Genomic DNA, 17,439 nt, shown 5'->3' with positions numbered 1-17,439 from the left:
CGCGAAGGTTCAGGTCGCCAGTTGGTCAGGCGTTTCGAAAATCGCGATCTTGCGTTTGTGGAATTTCAGCGCGATCTCGCCGCGCACCAGGCTGAGCGCTCGTTCGCCGAAGACCTCGCGGCGCCAGCCCTGCATCGCCGGCACGTCCGCTTCCTCGCCAGCCGCGGCGATCTTCTCGATGTCGTCGCTGGAGGCGAGAACCTTGGGCGCCACGCCCTGCTGTTCGGCCACCAGCTTCAGGAGCACTTTCAGCAGTTCGGCGGCCGCACCCGTGCCCTCGGGCTGCTGTGCAAATTTCGGCAGTTTCGGCAGCTCCTCCTTCGGCAGATCCAGCGCCGCGTTGACGATACCGAGAAGCGCGGTTGCCGTCGCAGAGCGCTCCCAGCCCTTGGGCGTGGTGCGCAGACGGCCGAGCGCCGTGGTGTCGCGCGGCCCCTGCTGGGCGATCTCGAAAATGGCGTCGTCTTTGAGCACACGTCCGCGCGGCACGTTGCGTTCGCGCGCTTCCCGCTCGCGCCAGGCGGCGACGGCCTGCACGACGGCAAGCTCCTGCGGCTTGCGAACCCGCATTTTCAGCCGCTTCCATGCATCGTCGGGATGCGGATCGTAGGTCTCGCGGGCGATCAGCACCTCCATCTCCTCGTTCAGCCAGTGGGCGCGGTCCTCGCGCTCGAGCTGGTCTCGAAGATGATGATAGACGTCGATCAGCCAGGTGACGTCGGCGAGCGCATATTCGAGCTGCTTGTCGGAGAGCGGCCGACGGCGCCAGTCGGTAAACCGCGACGACTTGTCGAGCCGCGTTCCGGTCACCTTCTGCACGAGCTGGTCGTAGGAAACGCTGTCGCCGAAGCCGCACACCATCGCGGCGACCTGGGTGTCGAACACCGGATGCGGGATGAGCGCGCCCAGATGATAGATGATCTCGATGTCCTGCCGTGCGGCGTGGAAAACCTTGATCGTCGACTCATCGGCCATCAGCCGGAAGAACGGGGCGAGGTCGATGTCGGGCGCAAGGGGATCGATCAGCGCCGTGACGCCTGGCGCGGCCATCTGGATCAGGCAAAGTTCGGGCCAGAAGGTGGTCTCGCGGATGAATTCGGTGTCGATGGTGATGAAATCGGAACGGCCGAGCGCATCGATGGCAGCTTCGAGTTCGTCCTGGCGTGTGATGAGGTCCATATAACTACTTTTTTCGTGCAATCCTGCCTCAATTCCAGCAGCGGGCGCTCCCGTCAACCCTTTCGAAAGGGGGAGGGCTACCTTTCCCGGCCGTTCGTGTCTTTGCTGCCGCCGCGCTGCGCCAGTCTGGCGAAGATGGTGGAGGTGCGCAGCAACGCCGTGAATCGCCCGCGTTCGGTGCTGGGCGCGGGCGCGCGCCGCCGCATCCGGTAGAGGATGAGCGTTATGAAGATCGCGTAGACCATTGCGCTGAACAGGAACAACGCCTGCGGTCCGAACCATTCCATGACGGTCGCCGCCGCGAACGGACCGCCGATCGCCCCGAATGAGTAGAACAGCATCAGCGCGGCGTTGAGCATGACATACTCGTTCTTTGCCGCTCGATCGTTGGCGTGTGCTGCCGAGAGCGAGAACAGCGGCATGGCAAACGAGCCGAAGACGAACACCAGCGCGAAATTCAGCAGGCGATCGCCGCCGGCGAACAGGCCGAGCGCCAGCGCCGCCGCCATGGCGAGGCCGGTCGTGACCAGCAGCACGATGCGCCGGTCATGCCGATCCGACGCGTAGCCGAGCGGATACTGGATCAGCACACCGCCGATGATCGACACGCTGACGAAGGTCGCGACATCGGCAACGGACATGCCGATGTCCTGCGCATAGACCGGGGACAGCGTGCGAAACGCGCTGTTGGTGACGCCGACCGCGATGCAGCCGATCGCAGCGACCGGCGAGATCTGCCAGGCGCGCTTCAGATCGAGCTTCACGTCTTCGGGTGGCGACGGGTTCGATCGGTCTCCGAGCGAGACCGGCACGAGCGAAAGCGTGATCATGATCGCCATCACGGCGAAGATCGGGAAGCCCTCCACACCGACGATGGGTATCAGGAACTGCGAACCGGTCACCGCGCCAAGGTCGATGATGCGATAGAATGCGAGCACCCGCGCCCGGTCGGCATTGGCGACGCCGGAATTGAGCCAGCTCTCCATTACGGTGAACAGGCCGGCGAAGCAGAAGCCGGATACGAAGCGCACCGCCGTCCACATCGTCACGTCGATGGCGATCGCCATCAGCAGCGTGCCGGCCGCCGCGATGGCGGCAAGGGCGGAGAAAGCTCGGATGTGCCCGACGGCGCGCAGCATGCGCACTATAACGAGGCAGCCGATCAGGAAGCCGGCGAAATAGGCCGTGCCCATGAAGCCGATCGCGGCCGGGGAGAAGCCTTCCTGCGCGCCGCGCAGCGCGATCAGCGTGCCCTGGAGCCCGTTTCCCCCGAGGAGAATGCCCGCGGCCGTCAGGATGGGAATGAGGGGACGCAGGCTCGTCATCGGACCGGGACAGGGAGGGCGCTCATCCCTCTATAGTCTGGCCCGCCCGATTGCGCCAAGGACAGTTTGCCAGGCGTGCTGGTCCAATCCGACGCAGCGTCAGCGTCGTGAGGCCCAATCCTGTCGTTTCAGGCTGTAGAGCACATGCCGCTTGAGCTGCGGATGTGTGTCCGGCACGCGCGGGTGGTCGAAATCGCCTTCCGGGTCGCGCGTCATGCCGATCCGGCGCATGACAGCGGTGGAACGTTCGTTGTTCCAGACGGCGAACGAGATGATCTCCTCAAGGCCGAGTTCCTCGAAACCGAATACCAGCAACGCCTCAGCCGCCTCGGTGACGTAACCCTTGCCCCAGAATTCAGGGGCGAGCCGCCAGCCGATCTCGACCGCGCCGGCAGGCCGGCTCGGGGCGACATCGTCCGGATAAAGTCCCGCGAAACCGATGCTCGCGCCGGTCTCCTTCAGTTCCAGTGCCGCAAAGCCGTAGCCGCGGGCTTCGTTTTCGGCTCGAATACGATCGAGGAAAGCGTCGGCCTCGGCGCGGCTGCGTCGGAAGGGGAAGAACTGCATCACATCGTCGTCGGAATTGATGCGATGGAACTGGTCCCGATCGCGATCCTCCCAATTGCGGATGATGAGCCGGTCGGTGTCGAGCCGCATCATGCGACGAACTCCTCCTGGCGATACCCCTGCATGTAGAGCAGCGCTGTCAGGTCCCCATGGTCGATCCGGATGCGCGCCTGCGCTGCAACCGCTGGTTTAGCATGCAGCGCGACGCCGCTGCCGGCCATCGCCAGCATGTCGAGGTCGTTCGCGCCGTCGCCCACGGCAAGCGCGTCGTCAGCGGAAATGCCAAGCCGGCCCGCGATTTCCCCCAGCGCTTCGGCCTTCGCCGCGCGGCCGAGAATGGGCTCCGCCACGGTGCCCGCAAGACGACCGTTCTCCTCGATCAGCCGGTTGGCACGGTTCTCCCGAAACCCGAGCTTGCCGGCGATCGGGCCGGTAAACGACAGGAAGCCGCCCGAGACCAACGCCGTCCAGGCGCCGTTGGTGTTCATGGTGGCAACGAGTGCCGGCCCGCCAGCTGCGAGCGTGATGCGGTTTTCGATGATGCGCTCGATGACCTCGGTCCCGAGCCCCGCCAGCAGCGCGACGCGTTCGCGCAGCGCCGGTTCGAATGCGATCTCTCCGTTCATCGACCGCGCTGTGATGTCGGCGACGCGCTCCTTCAGCCCGACCTCGTCGGCCAGCTCGTCGATGCATTCCTGGTCGATCATGGTCGAATCCATGTCGGCGATCAGCAGCTTCTTGCGCCGTGTCGCGACCTCCTGCACCACCACATCGACGGTCGCGCCTGCCAACGCGTCGACCGTGATGGTCCGTGCCGCCTCCGCCGAGATGCCCTCCGGCAGGAACAGATCGGCCGCGATCCCGTCGGCGAGCCAGTCGATACGGCTTGCGCCGAGTGCGGCGAACGCCCTATCTGCCAGTTGACGATCCAGAACCGGGCGCGCGGGATTGGCGATCAGCGTTGCGACGAGGGGCATGAGCATTTCCGATTGGACTGGCCCGCATGGGCCGTTGAAGAACGCGATCCTGATAGCCGGGCCGACCGCCAGCGGCAAGTCGGCGCTGGCGTTGCGGCTGGCGCAGGAAACCGGCGGGACCGTGGTCAACGCGGATTCCATGCAGGTCTACGGCATGCTACGGGTGCTTACCGCGCGTCCCGACGAAGCGCAGCTCGCCGCCGCTCCGCACAGGCTTTACGGCCATGTCGACCCGCGCGAGGCCTACTCCACCGGCCGCTGGATGCGCGATGTCGAGGCGCTCATCCGCTCAGGCGAACTTGGGGACAGGCCGGCCATCTTCGTCGGTGGCACCGGGCTCTATTTCCGTGCACTGCTGGAGGGCCTTTCAGCCATGCCGGAGGTTCCGGTCATTCTAAGGCGGCGGTGGCGAAACGCTCTTGCCGAACATGGGCCGAATGCTCTGCACGAGCTGCTGGTCGAACGTGACCCGGTGGCTGCCCGCGCGATCCGCCCCTCCGACGGCCAGCGTATCGTGCGCGCAATGGAGGTGCTTGAAGCGTCCGGCAAGCCGATCTCTCAGTGGCAGGCGCGCTCCGGCACCCCGCTGGTCGAGCAATCGTCGGCGCAACTTATGGTGATCGAACCGGACAGGGCGGTTCTGAAGGCCCGGATCGACCAGCGCTTCGACGCGATGATCGAGGAGGGTGCACTTGAGGAAGTGCGCGCGATTGCCGCGCTCGACCTCGACGACGCGTTGCCGGTGATGAAGGCGATCGGCGTGCGCGAGATTCTGGCTGCCGACCGTGGCGAAACCGGCTTCGACGAGGCGATTGATCGAGCCAAGATCGCAACCCGCCAGTATGCCAAGCGCCAGTCGACCTGGTTCCGCAATCAGTTGGGTCTTGAATGGCTGCGGATTCCGATGCCGGAATAGGCCGCAGAATGACATAACGCGACCGTCATATCATCCGCGCCTGCGGTGAAAAAGTTCGCGTTTTAGTTGTTTAAATTAACTTCCCGTAAGCAACGGCGTGCAATAACCGGCCCTGCATTATCCGGTGGGGAGCAGATGCGGTTTCACAAGGCCGAGTCGGCTTTTTTTGTCTTTATCGTCGTCATCCTCGCCGCCGGCGTGCTGATCCTGCACGCCTACAATACGGTTTATGCGAACGCGCGAACGCCCGATCTGGCTGAGTGGGCCTCCACCCTGGACTGGTTCCCGCGTCTGCTCTTCGCCACGGGAGTCCTGCAGGCGACCGCATTGTTCTTTGGTGTCTTCTTCATCTATCCGCTCATCCGCACGCAGGTCAGGGAAGAGGGCAAGCTGCGGGCCATGACCGCCTCGCTCAGCGCTCGGTCCGAGACACTCGAACACGCCGCCCTGACGGATGGCCTGACGGGAATGCAGAACCGGCGCTTCTTCGACGACGCCTTGCGCGAATATATCGACGAGTTCCGCAGGATCGACAAGCCCGTCGGGTTGATCATCCTCGACCTCGATCATTTCAAGGCGGTCAACGATACGCACGGCCACGATGTCGGCGACCAGGTGCTGAAGGCCGTCGCCAACAGCCTGATGGACATGACGCGCTACCACGACGTCGTTGCCCGGCTCGGGGGCGAGGAGTTCGCCGTCGTCGCCCCCAACATGGACGAAGCGCTGCTGATGAAGCTGGCCGAGCGGATCCGCAAGGCGATTGCCGGGCTGGTGATCGTATCCGGCAATGTACGGCTCAAGGTCACTACCAGCGTCGGACTTGCGGTCTGGGACCAGCATGAAAGCGCGGAGGAATTCTACCGCCGCGCCGACAAGCATCTGTATGAAGCGAAGCGGCTCGGCCGCAACCGCGTCTGCGCGTAGGCGATCATTCGTGGTGTTGTCGGGCGGGGCCTATTCGTAGAGCCGTCTGAAGGAATCGTCGTCAAAGCGGCGCTGCGGCCTGCTCGCAGGTTGTTGTGCGGGCGGCTGGGTTGCTTGCGGGGCAGCGGGTTCGCCAGCCTGACGGAATGTCTCGACCGGAGAGCCCAGCATTGACGGTGTGGTTTCCTGCTGCAGCATATGTCCCACGCTGCGAAGGTTGCGAACAAGCGAGGCAAGGTCGACTTCACGTTCGCCATTGGCTGCTTCGGCCACGTCGTCACCCGTCGTTCCCGGAAGGAGCGAGGGCGGCAGATATTCGAACTTCATGCGCATCGTCGTCGCCACGCCTTCGCCGAAGGCGATCGCCTCGCGCTGTCCCATCGACGAGAGGAAGGCAAGCGTGGAAGCCGACGAATCCGCGATGGCCGAACGAACGATTTCCTGGTCGATCTCGTTGGCAAGCCGCATCGCGAACACCGTCGAGCATTGCGACAGAACGGTCGGATCAAGCTCTCCCGGGCGCTGGGTTACGATGCCGAGATAACAGCCGTATTTGCGGCCTTCCTTGGCAATCCGCGAAAGCGCATGCCGTGTCGGCGCAAAGCCCAGCCGGCTGTCAGCAGGCATGTAACGGTGCGCTTCCTCGCACAGGACCAGCAGCTTGAGCCGTCCATGGCTGTTCAGCGCCAGGTCGAAGGCAAGCCGCGCCAGAACCGAGCAGACCGAATTGACGACTTCCGAAGGCATGCCGGCCAGCTCGAAACAGGTGATCGGCCGGCCTTCGTGCGGCACGCGGAAGATGCGGCCGATGGTTTCGTGAATATTGTCGTCGATCAGCCGCGAGCCGAACATGAACCTGTAGCGGGGATCGTTCAGCGCTGCGTCGATGCGGGCGCGTAGCGCGCGGTAGAACGGGCGGTCGTTCTTCGTCTCCAGCATGCCCATGCGCTCGTCGATGATGCGCAGTACATCTGCAATGCGATAGGGGACGGGCGTATCGGCGGTAAGCGCATTGGCGTCGGCGGCCCTGCGCATGAGCCCCGCCTGACCCGAACTGCGGTAAAGCTGCTTGGCGAGCGGCACCAGATCGCGCAGGAGGTCTACTTCTTCCGGCACCGAGTCGCGGCCGCGGAACAGGACCTCCACCAGTTCCTCGAGGCGAAACAGCCAGAACGGCAGGTCCAGCGTCGTCGTGTCGATGCGGATCGAGCGATCCGGAAATGCAGAGGAAAATTCGTTGTGCGGGTCGAGGATCAGCACGCGCAGGTCCGGCCTTGCCTCGATCGCCTTGCGCAACAACAGCGACACCGCCGTCGACTTGCCCACGCCGGTTGTGCCGACGACGGCGAAGTGGCGGTTGAGCGTGTCGTCGATCGCGATGCGAGCGTCGATCGCCGTGTCCTGCGACAACTGGCCGATCGTCAACGTGCGGCGGCCTGCGAGATCGTAGACTGCCGCGAGGTCGCGTGCGCGGATGCGGTGCGAGATCGCGCCGATATGCGGATAGGTGGTGATGCCGCGGTCGAAGACTGGCTTGCCGTCTTCGGTGTCGCGCACCTCGCCCACGAGTTCGACATGAACGTTGATCGGGTTCGGCTCGTTCTCGCTCCAGGTACCGACCGGCGTCTCGATGCGATAGACGAGGCCCACCGTGCGGATGTTGCCGAGGTTGATGGAGATCATGCGGCCGACCGTCCAGAGGCCTTGCATCGCTTCGCTGCCGTCGGAAGCGTAGGCGGCCAGCATCGCGCGCGCGCCGTCGCACTGGACGACACGCCCCAGAACACGCGAATCCGATTGCGAACCGTCGCGCCGTTCCTGGCTCGTTGCCTCGCCGATCTCCGCGCGTTCAACGAACATTGATCACACACTTCCCCGCTTACAATCCTCCCAACTTAGCAGCAGGACGGTTAAGCGGCGGTGTGGCTGCATGGTTGAGAGGACGTTAAGCTTAACCGGCGCGTTTGAACTTAGTGGGCATGGGCGAGGGTGGCGTGACGCCTGGGCTCACGCAGGCCGCTCCCGAACCGTTGTCGATGGCCAGGCTGGCATCGGTGATCGTGTAGTTGCAGCTGACCGTCACGCCATTGCCCGATGTCAGCGCGACACGTCCCTTGCTGGCGAGCTTCCAGTCGAGGCGAAGCATGTAGCCTCTGTCGTACTGGTAATCGAAGACGCCGTCGGCCTTGAACTCGACATTGCGGCCGGATCCGTCGTCGGGCAGCCAGATTGCCGTCAATGCGGCCCTGTCGGCCTCGGTTGCCGGCTCGCCGCAGCCGGGAAGCAGGACAGTTGGCACGATCAGAAGCCATTTGCGCATGGTGGCGCCCTCCAGGATGCACGACCATGCCGGATTTCCGATTGACAGTCATCGGATTGCGCAATTAATGTCTGCTCCAATGACAAATATAGCGATCATTCTCGTAGGAAGGCGCATGGGCAAGGCGGTGTAACCGCCGGGCGGAAGCTCCCATGCGCGAAACATAGGCTCCTCAGGGGGCCTTTTTTATTGCCCGCAAGACCGATAAACGACCATTGGCGCGATACGCGAAGACAGGAAGAGACCGATGAGCAACGCAGGAAGTGACGCCGGCAGGCGCGAGATGAGCGGCGCGGAGATGGTGGTGCAGGCGCTGAGGGACAATGGCGTCGAGCACATCTTCGGCTATCCGGGCGGTGCGGTCCTTCCGATCTACGACGAGCTTTTCCAGCAGGACGATATCCAGCACGTTCTCGTGCGCCACGAGCAGGGCGCAGGCCACGCGGCGGAAGGCTATGCACGCTCGACCGGCAAGGCTGGCGTTTTCCTCGTCACCTCCGGCCCCGGCGCGACCAATGCGGTGACGCCGCTGCAGGACGCGTTGATGGATTCGATCCCGCTGGTCTGCATCACCGGCCAGGTTCCGACGACGCTCATCGGCTCCGACGCGTTCCAGGAATGCGACACCGTCGGCATCACGCGACCCTGCACCAAGCACAACTGGCTGGTGAAGGACGTCAACGATCTGTCGCGCATCATCCACGAAGCGTTCCATGTCGCCACGACTGGTCGCCCCGGTCCCGTGGTAGTCGACATTCCCAAGGACGTCCAGTTCGCCAAGGGCATCTACACGCCGCCGCAGCAGGCCCCGCGTACATCCTACAGCCCCAAGGTGCAGGGCGACATCGAGGCCATCAAGCAGGCGGTCGCATTGATGGCGGGCGCCAAGCGGCCCGTGATCTATTCCGGCGGCGGCGTGGTGAACTCGGGCCCCGAGGCCAGCCACCTGCTGCGCGAACTCGTCGACCTCACTGGCTTCCCGATCACCTCCACGCTGATGGGGCTCGGCGCCTATCCGGCTTCGGGCAAGAACTGGCTCGGCATGCTTGGTATGCATGGCACCTACGAAGCCAACATGGTCATGCACGACTGCGACGTGATGATCTGCCTCGGCGCGCGTTTCGACGACCGCATTACCGGCAGGCTGGACGCGTTCTCGCCCAACTCGAAGAAAATCCATATCGACGTCGACCCGTCATCGCTGAACAAGAACGTCCATGTCGACATCCCGATCCTCGGCGATGTCGGCCGGGTGCTGGAGGATTTGGTCCGGCTGTGGCGCGCCACGGTGAAGCCCGAGAAATCGGCTTTGCACCCGTGGTGGGGGCAGATCGCGCGCTGGCGCTCGCGGGACTCGCTCGCCTACCGCAGCAGCGACGACGTGATCATGCCGCAATACGCGATCCAGCGGCTCTACGAACTGACGAAGGACCGTGACACCTACATCACCACCGAGGTCGGCCAGCACCAGATGTGGGCCGCCCAGCATTACGGCTTCGAGAAGCCGAACCGCTGGATGACGTCGGGCGGCCTCGGCACCATGGGTTATGGCCTCCCGGCAGCGCTCGGCGTGCAGATCGCGCATCCCGACGCGCTCGTCATCGACATCGCCGGCGACGCGTCGGTGCAGATGACGATGCAGGAGATGTCGACCGCGGTTCAGTACGAGGCGCCGATCAAGATCTTCATCCTCAACAACCAGTATATGGGCATGGTGCGCCAGTGGCAGCAATTGCTCCACGGCAACCGCCTGTCGCACTCCTACACCGAGGCGATGCCCGATTTCGTGCTGATGGCGCAGGCCTTCGGGGCGCACGGCATCCGGTGCGAGAAGCCGGGTGACCTCGACGCCGCGATCCAGGAGATGATCGACGTGAAGAAGCCGGTCCTGTTCGACTGCCGCGTGGCAGCACTCGCCAACTGCTTCCCGATGATCCCCTCCGGCAAGGCCCACAACGAGATGCTCCTGCCTGACGAGGCGACCGACGAAGCCGTCGCCAACGCCATCGACGCCAAGGGCAGGGAACTGGTTTGACCTACAATTGAAGTAAGACGCGGTAAGGCGTATATTCGTCTTACCGCATCTTACCTGGAGCAACGCGATGAACGCGCGGGCAAAAATCTCGAGCAAGGGTCAGATCGTCGTACCGAAGGCGGTTCGCGACGAGCTAGGCCTTGGCGAAGGCAGCGAAGTCGAGTTCATCCGCAAGGGAAAGGGATTCTTCGTGCAGCCGGTCGAGAAGTTGGATCCGAGATTCCCGCTTCAACCCAGAGGCGCGTTCCTCAAGCACGTGCTGAAGGTCGACCGGCCGTTTCCCACGGATGCCGAGATCGATCGCGCGATGATGGCCGAGGCGGCCAGACGGTTCGATGCCACTCGCCGTTGACACCAATGTCCTCGCCCGGGCGTTGGTTGACGACGGGTCGGATCAGTCGAAACGTGCGCAGAAGCTCTTGACCGACGAAGAGATTTTCATCGCAGATACGGTCCTTTTGGAGACGGAGTGGCTGATGCGCAGCGTCATGAATGTCGCCCGGGAAGACATCGGCGGGATATTCGCCGTGCTCGTGGCGACCGAGAACATCTTCTTCGCGGACCGCGGGCGGGTCGCAAACTGCATCCTGGCCCACCAGGCCGGGCTCGACTTCGCGGACGCCATGCATCTGTACGCCGCAGCCGGCAACGATGCCTTCGCCACATTCGACACCGGTTTTCGCCGCAAGTCCAAACGCTTGGCAAGCAGTGTTCCAGTGATCGCGGCATAGAATGAAACTTCAAATTCGGAAACAGTCATGAACGCCCAGCTTCAGCCCACCGGCTCCGCCTATTTCATCGCCAAGGAAACCGAGAGTGCGGAAAAGCACACGCTTTCCATGCTCGTAGATAACGAGCCCGGCACGCTTGCCCGCGTCATTGGTCTGTTCTCTGGCCGCGGCTACAACATCGACAGCCTGACCGTGTCGGAGACCGAGCATGAGAAGCACCTGTCGCGCATAACGATCGTGACGCGTGGCACGCCGCACGTGCTGGAGCAGATCAAGCACCAGCTCGAGCGCATCGTGCCGGTGCATCGCGTCAACGACCTGACGGTCATCGCGCGTGAACTTGGGCAGGAGCGCCCGCTGGAGCGCGAGCTTGCGCTGGTCAAGGTGGCCGGCACCGGCAATGCGCGGGTAGAGGCGCTGCGGCTGGCCGAAGCGTTTCGCGCCAACGTGATCGATGCAAACACAGGCCATTTCATCTTCGAGATCACCGGCCGTGTGTCCAAGATCGAGCAGTTCATCGCCATCATGCAGCCGCTCGGCCTTGTCGAGGTCTGCCGCACCGGCGTAGCCGCCATGAACCGCGGTCCGCAGGGCATGTAGCGGGCGCCTGCGGTGATCGTCGGAGCGGTTTGCTTGAATTGTCACCGGGACAACAATGCGCTTGGAGTTGCTGTTTTAGGTCAGTAATATTGACTTAAAACGCCCTTGGGAAACGCCCCATGTCCACCGACCTTTTGCTTGCGCTGGTCGTCTTCGCCTTTGTGACGTCGATCACGCCGGGCCCTAACAACTTCATGCTGCTGGCGTCCGGCGTCAATTTCGGCTTCCGGCGCACCATCCCGCATATGCTCGGCATCGGTGGCGGCTTTCTGTCGCTGCTGCTGGGCGTCGGCTTCGGGCTCGGTGCGTTGCTGACGGCCTATCCGTCGCTTCATCTTGCGCTCAAGCTCGCCGGCGGCGCCTATCTCCTCTATCTCGCCTGGCGTATCGCCATGTCGCGTTCACTGTCGGAAAAGGACGGCAAGGCGGCGCGGCCGATGACGTTCCTGGAGGCTGCGGCTTTCCAGTGGGTCAATCCCAAGGCGTGGGTGATGGCCGTCACCGCGATGGCGGTCTATTCGGACCCGGCGGCGCCGTTCCTGTCGGTGCTGGTCGTTGCGCTCGCCTTCGCGCTGGTGAATCTGCCGAGCGTCTCGACCTGGGCCGGCTTTGGCATGGCGCTGCGCGGTTTCCTCGCCGATCCGGTCCGTTTGAAGTGGTTCAACATCGCCATGGGCGTGGCGCTGGCGGTCAGCCTGTGGCCGATGCTGCGCTAACGATTGCCCTGACGCTGGGTAATCGACGGGGCAAATCGCTGCTGCTAGGGTCTCGGGCATGATTGAGAAGCTCGTCTCGCTTAAAGGACTGGTGCTGGTGGCCGTGGTGCTGCTGGTGCCGCTGTTCGCGCTCGGCTGGCTGACCCGGGAGGATCCTGCCGACAAACCCTATCTGCGCATCGTCGGCGGCGGCTTCATCTTCAACTACCGTGTTTCCGACGTGTACTACGGCTTCACCGCGATCGTGCAGAAGCCGCTGCCGACGGGCACCATCGTCGAGGCTGAATTCGAGGACCCGGCTGGCGGCACGATGCATACCGTGCGCCAGCGCATCGGCGGGTCGGAGATGGCGAAGTTTGCCATGCGTTCACCCTCCGTGCGCGGTGTCGAGGCTGGCAAGCCCTACAACGTGGCGATCCGCGTTTTCGATCGCGATGAAAAGCACCTGCTGTGGCAGGATGACATGCAGTTCACCAGCCAGGTCAGCGATGCGGTGGTGCCTGATGCGCCGCTCACCGTTGGGCCGGGCTACGCCCGCAATCCCAATGCCGGCGGATAAGACGGGAATGCAATGAGCGGCCAGGGACACGACCACCACGATCACCATCACCACGACAATCATCTCGACCCGATGGATGCCCGGGTGAGGGCGCTTGAGACGATCCTGACCCGCAAGGGCCTCGTCGATCCGGCCGCGATCGACGCCATCGTCGAGACCTACGAGACGAAGGTCGGCCCCCGAAACGGCGCGGCGGTGGTGGCGAAGGCTTGGGCCGATCCGGCCTATGCCGACTGGCTGAAACGCGATGCGACGGCGGCCATCGCCGAACTGGGCTTCACCGGCCGGCAGGGCGAGCACATGCAGGCCGTGTTCAACACGCCCGACACCCACAACCTCGTCGTCTGCACACTCTGTTCCTGCTATCCGTGGTCGGTGCTTGGCCTGCCGCCGGTCTGGTACAAGTCGCCGCCCTATCGCAGCCGCGCGGTCATCGATCCGCGCGGGGTGCTGGCCGAGTTCGGGCTGGCGCTCGCCCCTCGGGCGCAGGTCCGTGTGTGGGATTCCACGGCCGAACTCCGTTATCTGGTCGTCCCGCTGCGCCCGGCTGGCTCGGAGGGCTGGAGCGAGGAGCAGCTTGCCGGCCTCGTGACGCGCGATTCAATGATCGGAACCGGTCTCGCGACCGCTGTGGAGGCGGCATGAACGGTCCCCACGATCTCGGCGGCCAGATGGGTTTCGGGCTGGTCGCGCCCGAGACAGACGAGCCGTTCTTCCACGCCGATTGGGAAAAGCGCGCGCTGGGCGTCACGCTTTGCGCTGGCGCGATGGGCCACTGGAACATCGACGAGAGCCGCCACGCGCGCGAATCCCTGCATCCGGCGGTCTATTACGGCTCCAGCTACTACGAGATATGGACGAGGGCGCTGGAGACGCTGTTGAAGCGTCACGGCTTCGTCACCGATGCCGAGTTGGCTGCGGGTGCTGCACTCGAAGCAGGCACCCCGCCGCGCAGGGTGCTGAAGGCAGCCGACGTGTCTGCGGTTCTGGCGCGGGGCGGCCCGTGCGACCGGCCGGTCGCCGCCGAGCCGCGCTTTTCCGTCGGCCAACGCGTGCGCGCCCGCAACATGCACCCGACCGGCCATACACGTCTGCCGCGCTATGCGCGCGGCAGGACGGGCGTGATTGAGGCGATGCATGGCGGCTTCGTGCTGCCCGACACCAATGCGCATGGTCAAGGCGAGAACCCGGAACGGCTCTACACGGTTGTCTTCACCGGGCCGGAGCTTTGGGGCGACGCAGCCGATCCGACTCTGACCGTTTCGGTCGACGCCTGGGAGAGCTATCTTGAACCGGCCTGACGCGTCGCCGGCCGACCCGAAGCCTTTCGACGCGCCATGGCAGGCGCAGGCCTTCGCGCTTGTCGTTGCGCTGCATGAGCGCGGCGTCTTTACATGGGGTGAATGGGCCGAAGCGCTCGGCGCCGAAGTCCACCGCGCCGATGCTGCCCCGGATGGCCACGACTACTACGAGCACTGGCTGGCAGCACTCGAAGCGCTGCTGGGTCGCAAGGGCATCGCGCTGCCGGCGCAGGTAGAGGAACTGGCCGATGCCTGGCAGCGCGCAGCCCACGCCACGCCCCACGGCAGCCCCATCCTGCTCGCCAACGATCCTTCGGGTGGCCCCTGACCTGCTCACGTGCTGGGCTGTCAGACAAACTCCAGCAGCAGCGGCCGGTGATCCGAGACCTCCGGTTCGGCGAGGACATCGAACGACAGCACCTTCACCGCATCGTTGACGAGCATGTAATCTGCATAGCGGCCGGCTTTGGTGTAGTACGACGTCCGCGTATCGGTGAAGCCGCGCGCCGTCACGAGATCAGCAAGGCCAAACCTGCGCAGCACCGCGAAGGTTTGGCTGTCCGGAAGCACGTTAAAGTCACCGCAGACGATAATTGGGTCTCCGTCCTCAGCGACGGATCGTGTCAGTTCGAGCAGCCCCGCGGCCTGCGCAGCACGCGCGGGCGTGTCGTGCTTGCCAGTGGGGTCGCGCAACCCGTGCATATGGGCGATCGTCACCGGATGATCGGCTTCCGGATCGTAAAGCCGCACCGCATGGGCGCTGCGCGAGCGCGGATGCTCGCCATAACCGTGCGGCGAGAATGCGCCATGCACGAAACCCTGCTGCTGACCGATAATCGGTACGGTCGCACGTACGAATGTCGCAAGCCCCCAGAAGGACGGATAGCGCTGCTCACCGTTCCAAAGGTCGCCGCGAGCAGCAGGGCAGAAGGTCGCCGCATGGCCGCGCAGGGCGCTACTCACCTCGGCAAAGAAGTTCGCGCGCTGCGGCAGGTCCGTCCCGCCGTCGCGATAGGTGAGCCAGCCGCGGTTGGTGGATGGCGTGTGCACCACTTCCTGCAGGCACAGCACGTCCGGATCGGCTTCCGCAAGGAAGGCGAGCAGCGTTTCGTGGAGCTTTCCGCCCCATCCGTTCAGGCAGATCAGGCGCAATGGAAGGCCTCGACTCGTCAATGGATGCGCCGACCATACTGTCAGCACTTGATGCATCAAGAGCCTGCCCGGTATTGCCCCCGTCCTGCGAATCCCGCACTAACGCGCGATGCAGTTCTCACCGCAACAGGACGAGGCACTCCGCGCCGTGGCACGCTGGCTGAAGGAGGGGCAGAAGCCGCTCTTTCGCCTGTTCGGCTATGCCGGCACCGGCAAGACGACGCTGGCGCGCTATTTCGCCGAGCATGTCGACGGGCAGGTGCAGTTCGCGGCCTTCACCGGCAAGGCCGCGCAGGTGCTGCGCGCCAAGGGCGCGACCAACGCCCGAACAATTCATTCGCTGATCTACCGCCCGCGCGGCGAGGAGGCGGTCGAGGACGAAACCACCGGCAAGACCTCCATCAATCCCACCTTCTCGCTCAACCGCCAGAGCCCCATCGCCAAGGCCGCCCTTGTCGTCGTAGACGAGTGCTCGATGGTCGACGAACAGCTCGGCCGCGACCTGATGAGCTTCGGCACGCCGATCCTCGTTCTGGGCGACCCCGCGCAGTTGCCGCCGATTTCCGGTGGCGGCTTCTTCACCGAGCACGAGCCGGACCACCTGCTGACGGAAATCCACCGGCAGGCGCGCGACAACCCGATCATCCGGCTGGCGCTGGACGTGCGCGAAGGCCGCGAATTCATGAAGGGCGACTACGGCACGGCAAAGGTGATCGGCCGTGACGAGGTGAACCAGGACCTCGTTCTGGCGGCGGACCAGGTTCTTGTCGGCACCAACCGCACCCGTCGCCGCTACAACCAGCGCCTGCGCGAGCTGAAAGGTTTCGACGCATCCTACCCGCAGGCCGGCGACAAGCTCGTCTGCCTGCGCAACGATCCCGCCAAGGGCCTGCTGAACGGCTCCCTGTGGAAGGTGATGACCTCGTCGCGCGAGACCGTTAAGCCCGGCATCAACCTGCTCGTCTCGCCCGAGGAGGACGATCCCGATCGCGGCGTGTCCAAGATCAAGCTGCTCAAGGCGGCCTTCGAAGACCCGGACGCCGACATTCCCTGGCAGCAGAAGAGGCGTTTCGACGATTTCGACTACGGCTACGCGCTGACCGTGCACAAGGCGCAGGGCTCGCAGTGGGACGAGGTCGTGCTCTTCGATGAAAGCTACGCCTTCAAGGACACGCGCCAGCGCTGGCTCTATACGGCGATCACGCGCGCGGCCGAGCGGCTTACCGTCGTCCGCTGACCGCGCGATCCTCCACGATTTCGAACAGCACGGCCGTGGCGTCGTCCGAAACCTTGAAGCGCGGATAGGCCTGCCCGTCCGGGTCTTCGCGCTGCTCGATCGTGCGCAGTTCGGCCAGCAGCGGCACCAGCCCATCCGTGCGTGCGCGCTCGATCAGCGATGCGGCGTCATAGCGCCCGTAAAGGTCCACCAGCGCAGCGAAGCCGTCGGTACAGAGCAGGCCGCGAGCCGGCAGCGTAGCGGGCAGGGGCTGCGAGACGATGTGGGAAGCGGCTTCCGGGTTGGCGCCCAGCGTCCAGACCGGCCCGCCATCGGTGTTATAGAGCGCCCGGCGACGGCGCAGTTCGGCGCGGATTTCGGGCTCGGTCGACAGCGACCTGAACTTGGTCAGGCCGCCGGCATGGGCCACGGCGCGCTTTGCCTCCTCGTTCTCCGCCGCCGCGCCGCCTTCGATAGCGCTCAGGGCGTGCGTTGCGCCGGCCGCGTCCTGCAGGAACAGCCGGCAATCACCGAGGCCATGGCTCACGATGCCGTCTTTCTCGACCCGGATCATCTGGAAACCGGCGCAGGGCAGGTTCCAGAGATCGACCGGCATGGAGCCAGCAAGGTCGCCGATGATACGCGACACGCGCTCATTGATCTTGCGGACGCTCTTGGCCACCGCGCAGCAGGCCAGCGCGTCTTCCTCGAAGGTTACGGCTGCGAACTTCGCCAGCCACGCCGCATCCGATTCGGCCTCGTCGATGATGTTCTCGCCAAGGCCGGTCGCCCCGTCGATGACGAAGGCGCAGTTTGCCGCACCTCCGCTTGCGTCTTCGTTGGGGCGGCGAGGGTCGCCACGGTCGGTGATCGAATCGAGAATGCGCAGATGGGTCATGGTGCGCTCACCTGCACGCC

At 64.5% G+C, this 17,439-nt stretch carries 20 protein-coding genes; 12 read left to right on the top strand and 8 right to left on the bottom strand.

Annotated elements, in window-relative coordinates; all coding sequences use genetic code 11:
* Positions 1–9: 9 nt before the first annotated feature.
* From rnd to serB, 4 genes are all read right to left on the bottom strand, one after another.
* Positions 10–1,179 carry a ribonuclease D gene (rnd, locus tag ACVJNE_RS16075; RefSeq protein ID WP_499567156.1) on the bottom strand — a complete coding sequence of 390 codons (1,170 nt, stop codon included), beginning with the start codon at positions 1,177–1,179 and terminating at the stop codon, positions 10–12.
* 77 nt (positions 1,180–1,256) lie between these two features.
* Entirely contained in the window at positions 1,257–2,504 is a 1,248-nt protein-coding gene (locus ACVJNE_RS16070) for an MFS transporter (protein WP_173190574.1), read from the bottom strand.
* A gap of 99 nt (positions 2,505–2,603) precedes the next feature.
* Positions 2,604–3,164: a GNAT family N-acetyltransferase gene (locus ACVJNE_RS16065; protein ID WP_499567154.1), complete on the bottom strand. Its 561-nt coding sequence runs from the start codon at positions 3,162–3,164 to the stop codon at positions 2,604–2,606.
* Positions 3,161–4,048 carry a phosphoserine phosphatase SerB gene (serB, locus tag ACVJNE_RS16060; protein ID WP_499567152.1) on the bottom strand — a complete coding sequence of 296 codons (888 nt, stop codon included), beginning with the start codon at positions 4,046–4,048 and terminating at the stop codon, positions 3,161–3,163. The genes ACVJNE_RS16065 and serB overlap by 4 nt, the downstream gene beginning before the upstream one ends.
* Between serB and miaA the strand changes: the two genes are divergently transcribed.
* Positions 4,047–4,964 (top strand): tRNA (adenosine(37)-N6)-dimethylallyltransferase MiaA, encoded by a 918-nt coding sequence (miaA, locus tag ACVJNE_RS16055; protein ID WP_499567150.1) that lies wholly within the window; start codon positions 4,047–4,049, stop codon positions 4,962–4,964. The genes serB and miaA overlap by 2 nt on opposite strands.
* Positions 4,965–5,099: 135 nt before the next feature.
* On the top strand, positions 5,100–5,891 hold the full coding sequence (locus tag ACVJNE_RS16050; RefSeq protein ID WP_368802755.1) for a GGDEF domain-containing protein: 792 nt from the start codon (positions 5,100–5,102) through the stop codon (positions 5,889–5,891).
* Between the two features lie 30 nt (positions 5,892–5,921).
* On the opposite strand, the gene ACVJNE_RS16045 is transcribed toward ACVJNE_RS16050, so the two are convergent.
* Together ACVJNE_RS16045 and ACVJNE_RS16040 are read right to left on the bottom strand one after the other, a co-directional pair.
* Positions 5,922–7,751, bottom strand: a complete 1,830-nt coding sequence (locus ACVJNE_RS16045) for an ATP-binding protein (protein WP_499567148.1) — start codon at positions 7,749–7,751, stop codon at positions 5,922–5,924.
* A 91-nt stretch (positions 7,752–7,842) separates the two neighbouring features.
* Positions 7,843–8,211: a hypothetical protein gene (locus tag ACVJNE_RS16040; RefSeq protein WP_499567147.1), complete on the bottom strand. Its 369-nt coding sequence runs from the start codon at positions 8,209–8,211 to the stop codon at positions 7,843–7,845.
* 247 nt (positions 8,212–8,458) lie between these two features.
* Between ACVJNE_RS16040 and ACVJNE_RS16035 the strand changes: the two genes are divergently transcribed.
* The 9 genes from ACVJNE_RS16035 (at position 8,459) to ACVJNE_RS15995 (ending at position 14,481) form a co-directional block, all read left to right on the top strand.
* The gene (locus ACVJNE_RS16035) at positions 8,459–10,246 is read left to right on the top strand and encodes an acetolactate synthase 3 large subunit (protein WP_499567145.1); all 1,788 of its coding nucleotides are present in this window, start codon (positions 8,459–8,461) and stop codon (positions 10,244–10,246) included.
* Between the two features lie 67 nt (positions 10,247–10,313).
* Complete coding sequence (locus ACVJNE_RS16030; RefSeq protein ID WP_499567143.1) at positions 10,314–10,598, top strand: AbrB/MazE/SpoVT family DNA-binding domain-containing protein; 285 nt, start codon at positions 10,314–10,316, stop codon at positions 10,596–10,598.
* On the top strand, positions 10,582–10,977 hold the full coding sequence (locus ACVJNE_RS16025) for a type II toxin-antitoxin system VapC family toxin (protein ID WP_173190592.1): 396 nt from the start codon (positions 10,582–10,584) through the stop codon (positions 10,975–10,977). The genes ACVJNE_RS16030 and ACVJNE_RS16025 overlap by 17 nt, the downstream gene beginning before the upstream one ends.
* Before the next feature lie 27 nt (positions 10,978–11,004).
* Positions 11,005–11,577: an acetolactate synthase small subunit gene (ilvN, locus tag ACVJNE_RS16020; RefSeq protein ID WP_173190600.1), complete on the top strand. Its 573-nt coding sequence runs from the start codon at positions 11,005–11,007 to the stop codon at positions 11,575–11,577.
* A gap of 119 nt (positions 11,578–11,696) precedes the next feature.
* A complete protein-coding gene (locus ACVJNE_RS16015; RefSeq protein ID WP_444725324.1) occupies positions 11,697–12,293 on the top strand; it encodes a LysE family translocator in 597 nt (198 codons plus the stop codon).
* 58 nt (positions 12,294–12,351) lie between these two features.
* On the top strand, positions 12,352–12,852 hold the full coding sequence (locus ACVJNE_RS16010) for a hypothetical protein (RefSeq protein ID WP_499567140.1): 501 nt from the start codon (positions 12,352–12,354) through the stop codon (positions 12,850–12,852).
* A gap of 12 nt (positions 12,853–12,864) precedes the next feature.
* Complete coding sequence (nthA, locus tag ACVJNE_RS16005; protein WP_499567139.1) at positions 12,865–13,497, top strand: nitrile hydratase subunit alpha; 633 nt, start codon at positions 12,865–12,867, stop codon at positions 13,495–13,497.
* Positions 13,494–14,153, top strand: a complete 660-nt coding sequence (nthB, locus tag ACVJNE_RS16000) for a nitrile hydratase subunit beta (RefSeq protein ID WP_499567137.1) — start codon at positions 13,494–13,496, stop codon at positions 14,151–14,153. Before nthA ends, nthB begins: the two co-directional genes overlap by 4 nt.
* Complete coding sequence (locus tag ACVJNE_RS15995; protein ID WP_499567135.1) at positions 14,140–14,481, top strand: nitrile hydratase accessory protein; 342 nt, start codon at positions 14,140–14,142, stop codon at positions 14,479–14,481. The genes nthB and ACVJNE_RS15995 overlap by 14 nt, the downstream gene beginning before the upstream one ends.
* A 20-nt stretch (positions 14,482–14,501) precedes the next feature.
* On the opposite strand, the gene ACVJNE_RS15990 is transcribed toward ACVJNE_RS15995, so the two are convergent.
* Entirely contained in the window at positions 14,502–15,305 is an 804-nt protein-coding gene (locus ACVJNE_RS15990; protein WP_499567133.1) for an endonuclease/exonuclease/phosphatase family protein, read from the bottom strand.
* A 109-nt stretch (positions 15,306–15,414) separates the two neighbouring features.
* Between ACVJNE_RS15990 and ACVJNE_RS15985 the strand changes: the two genes are divergently transcribed.
* Positions 15,415–16,542 (top strand): ATP-dependent DNA helicase, encoded by a 1,128-nt coding sequence (locus ACVJNE_RS15985; RefSeq protein WP_499567131.1) that lies wholly within the window; start codon positions 15,415–15,417, stop codon positions 16,540–16,542.
* On the opposite strand, the gene ACVJNE_RS15980 is transcribed toward ACVJNE_RS15985, so the two are convergent.
* Positions 16,526–17,419: a hypothetical protein gene (locus ACVJNE_RS15980; RefSeq protein ID WP_499567129.1), complete on the bottom strand. Its 894-nt coding sequence runs from the start codon at positions 17,417–17,419 to the stop codon at positions 16,526–16,528. The genes ACVJNE_RS15985 and ACVJNE_RS15980 overlap by 17 nt on opposite strands.
* Positions 17,420–17,439 lie beyond the last annotated feature (20 nt).

This window comes from Mesorhizobium sp. DxT, assembly GCF_058448885.1.
The sequence above is the reverse complement of the archived record's forward strand: the minus strand, read 5'-3'. Positions and strand labels throughout refer to the sequence as shown.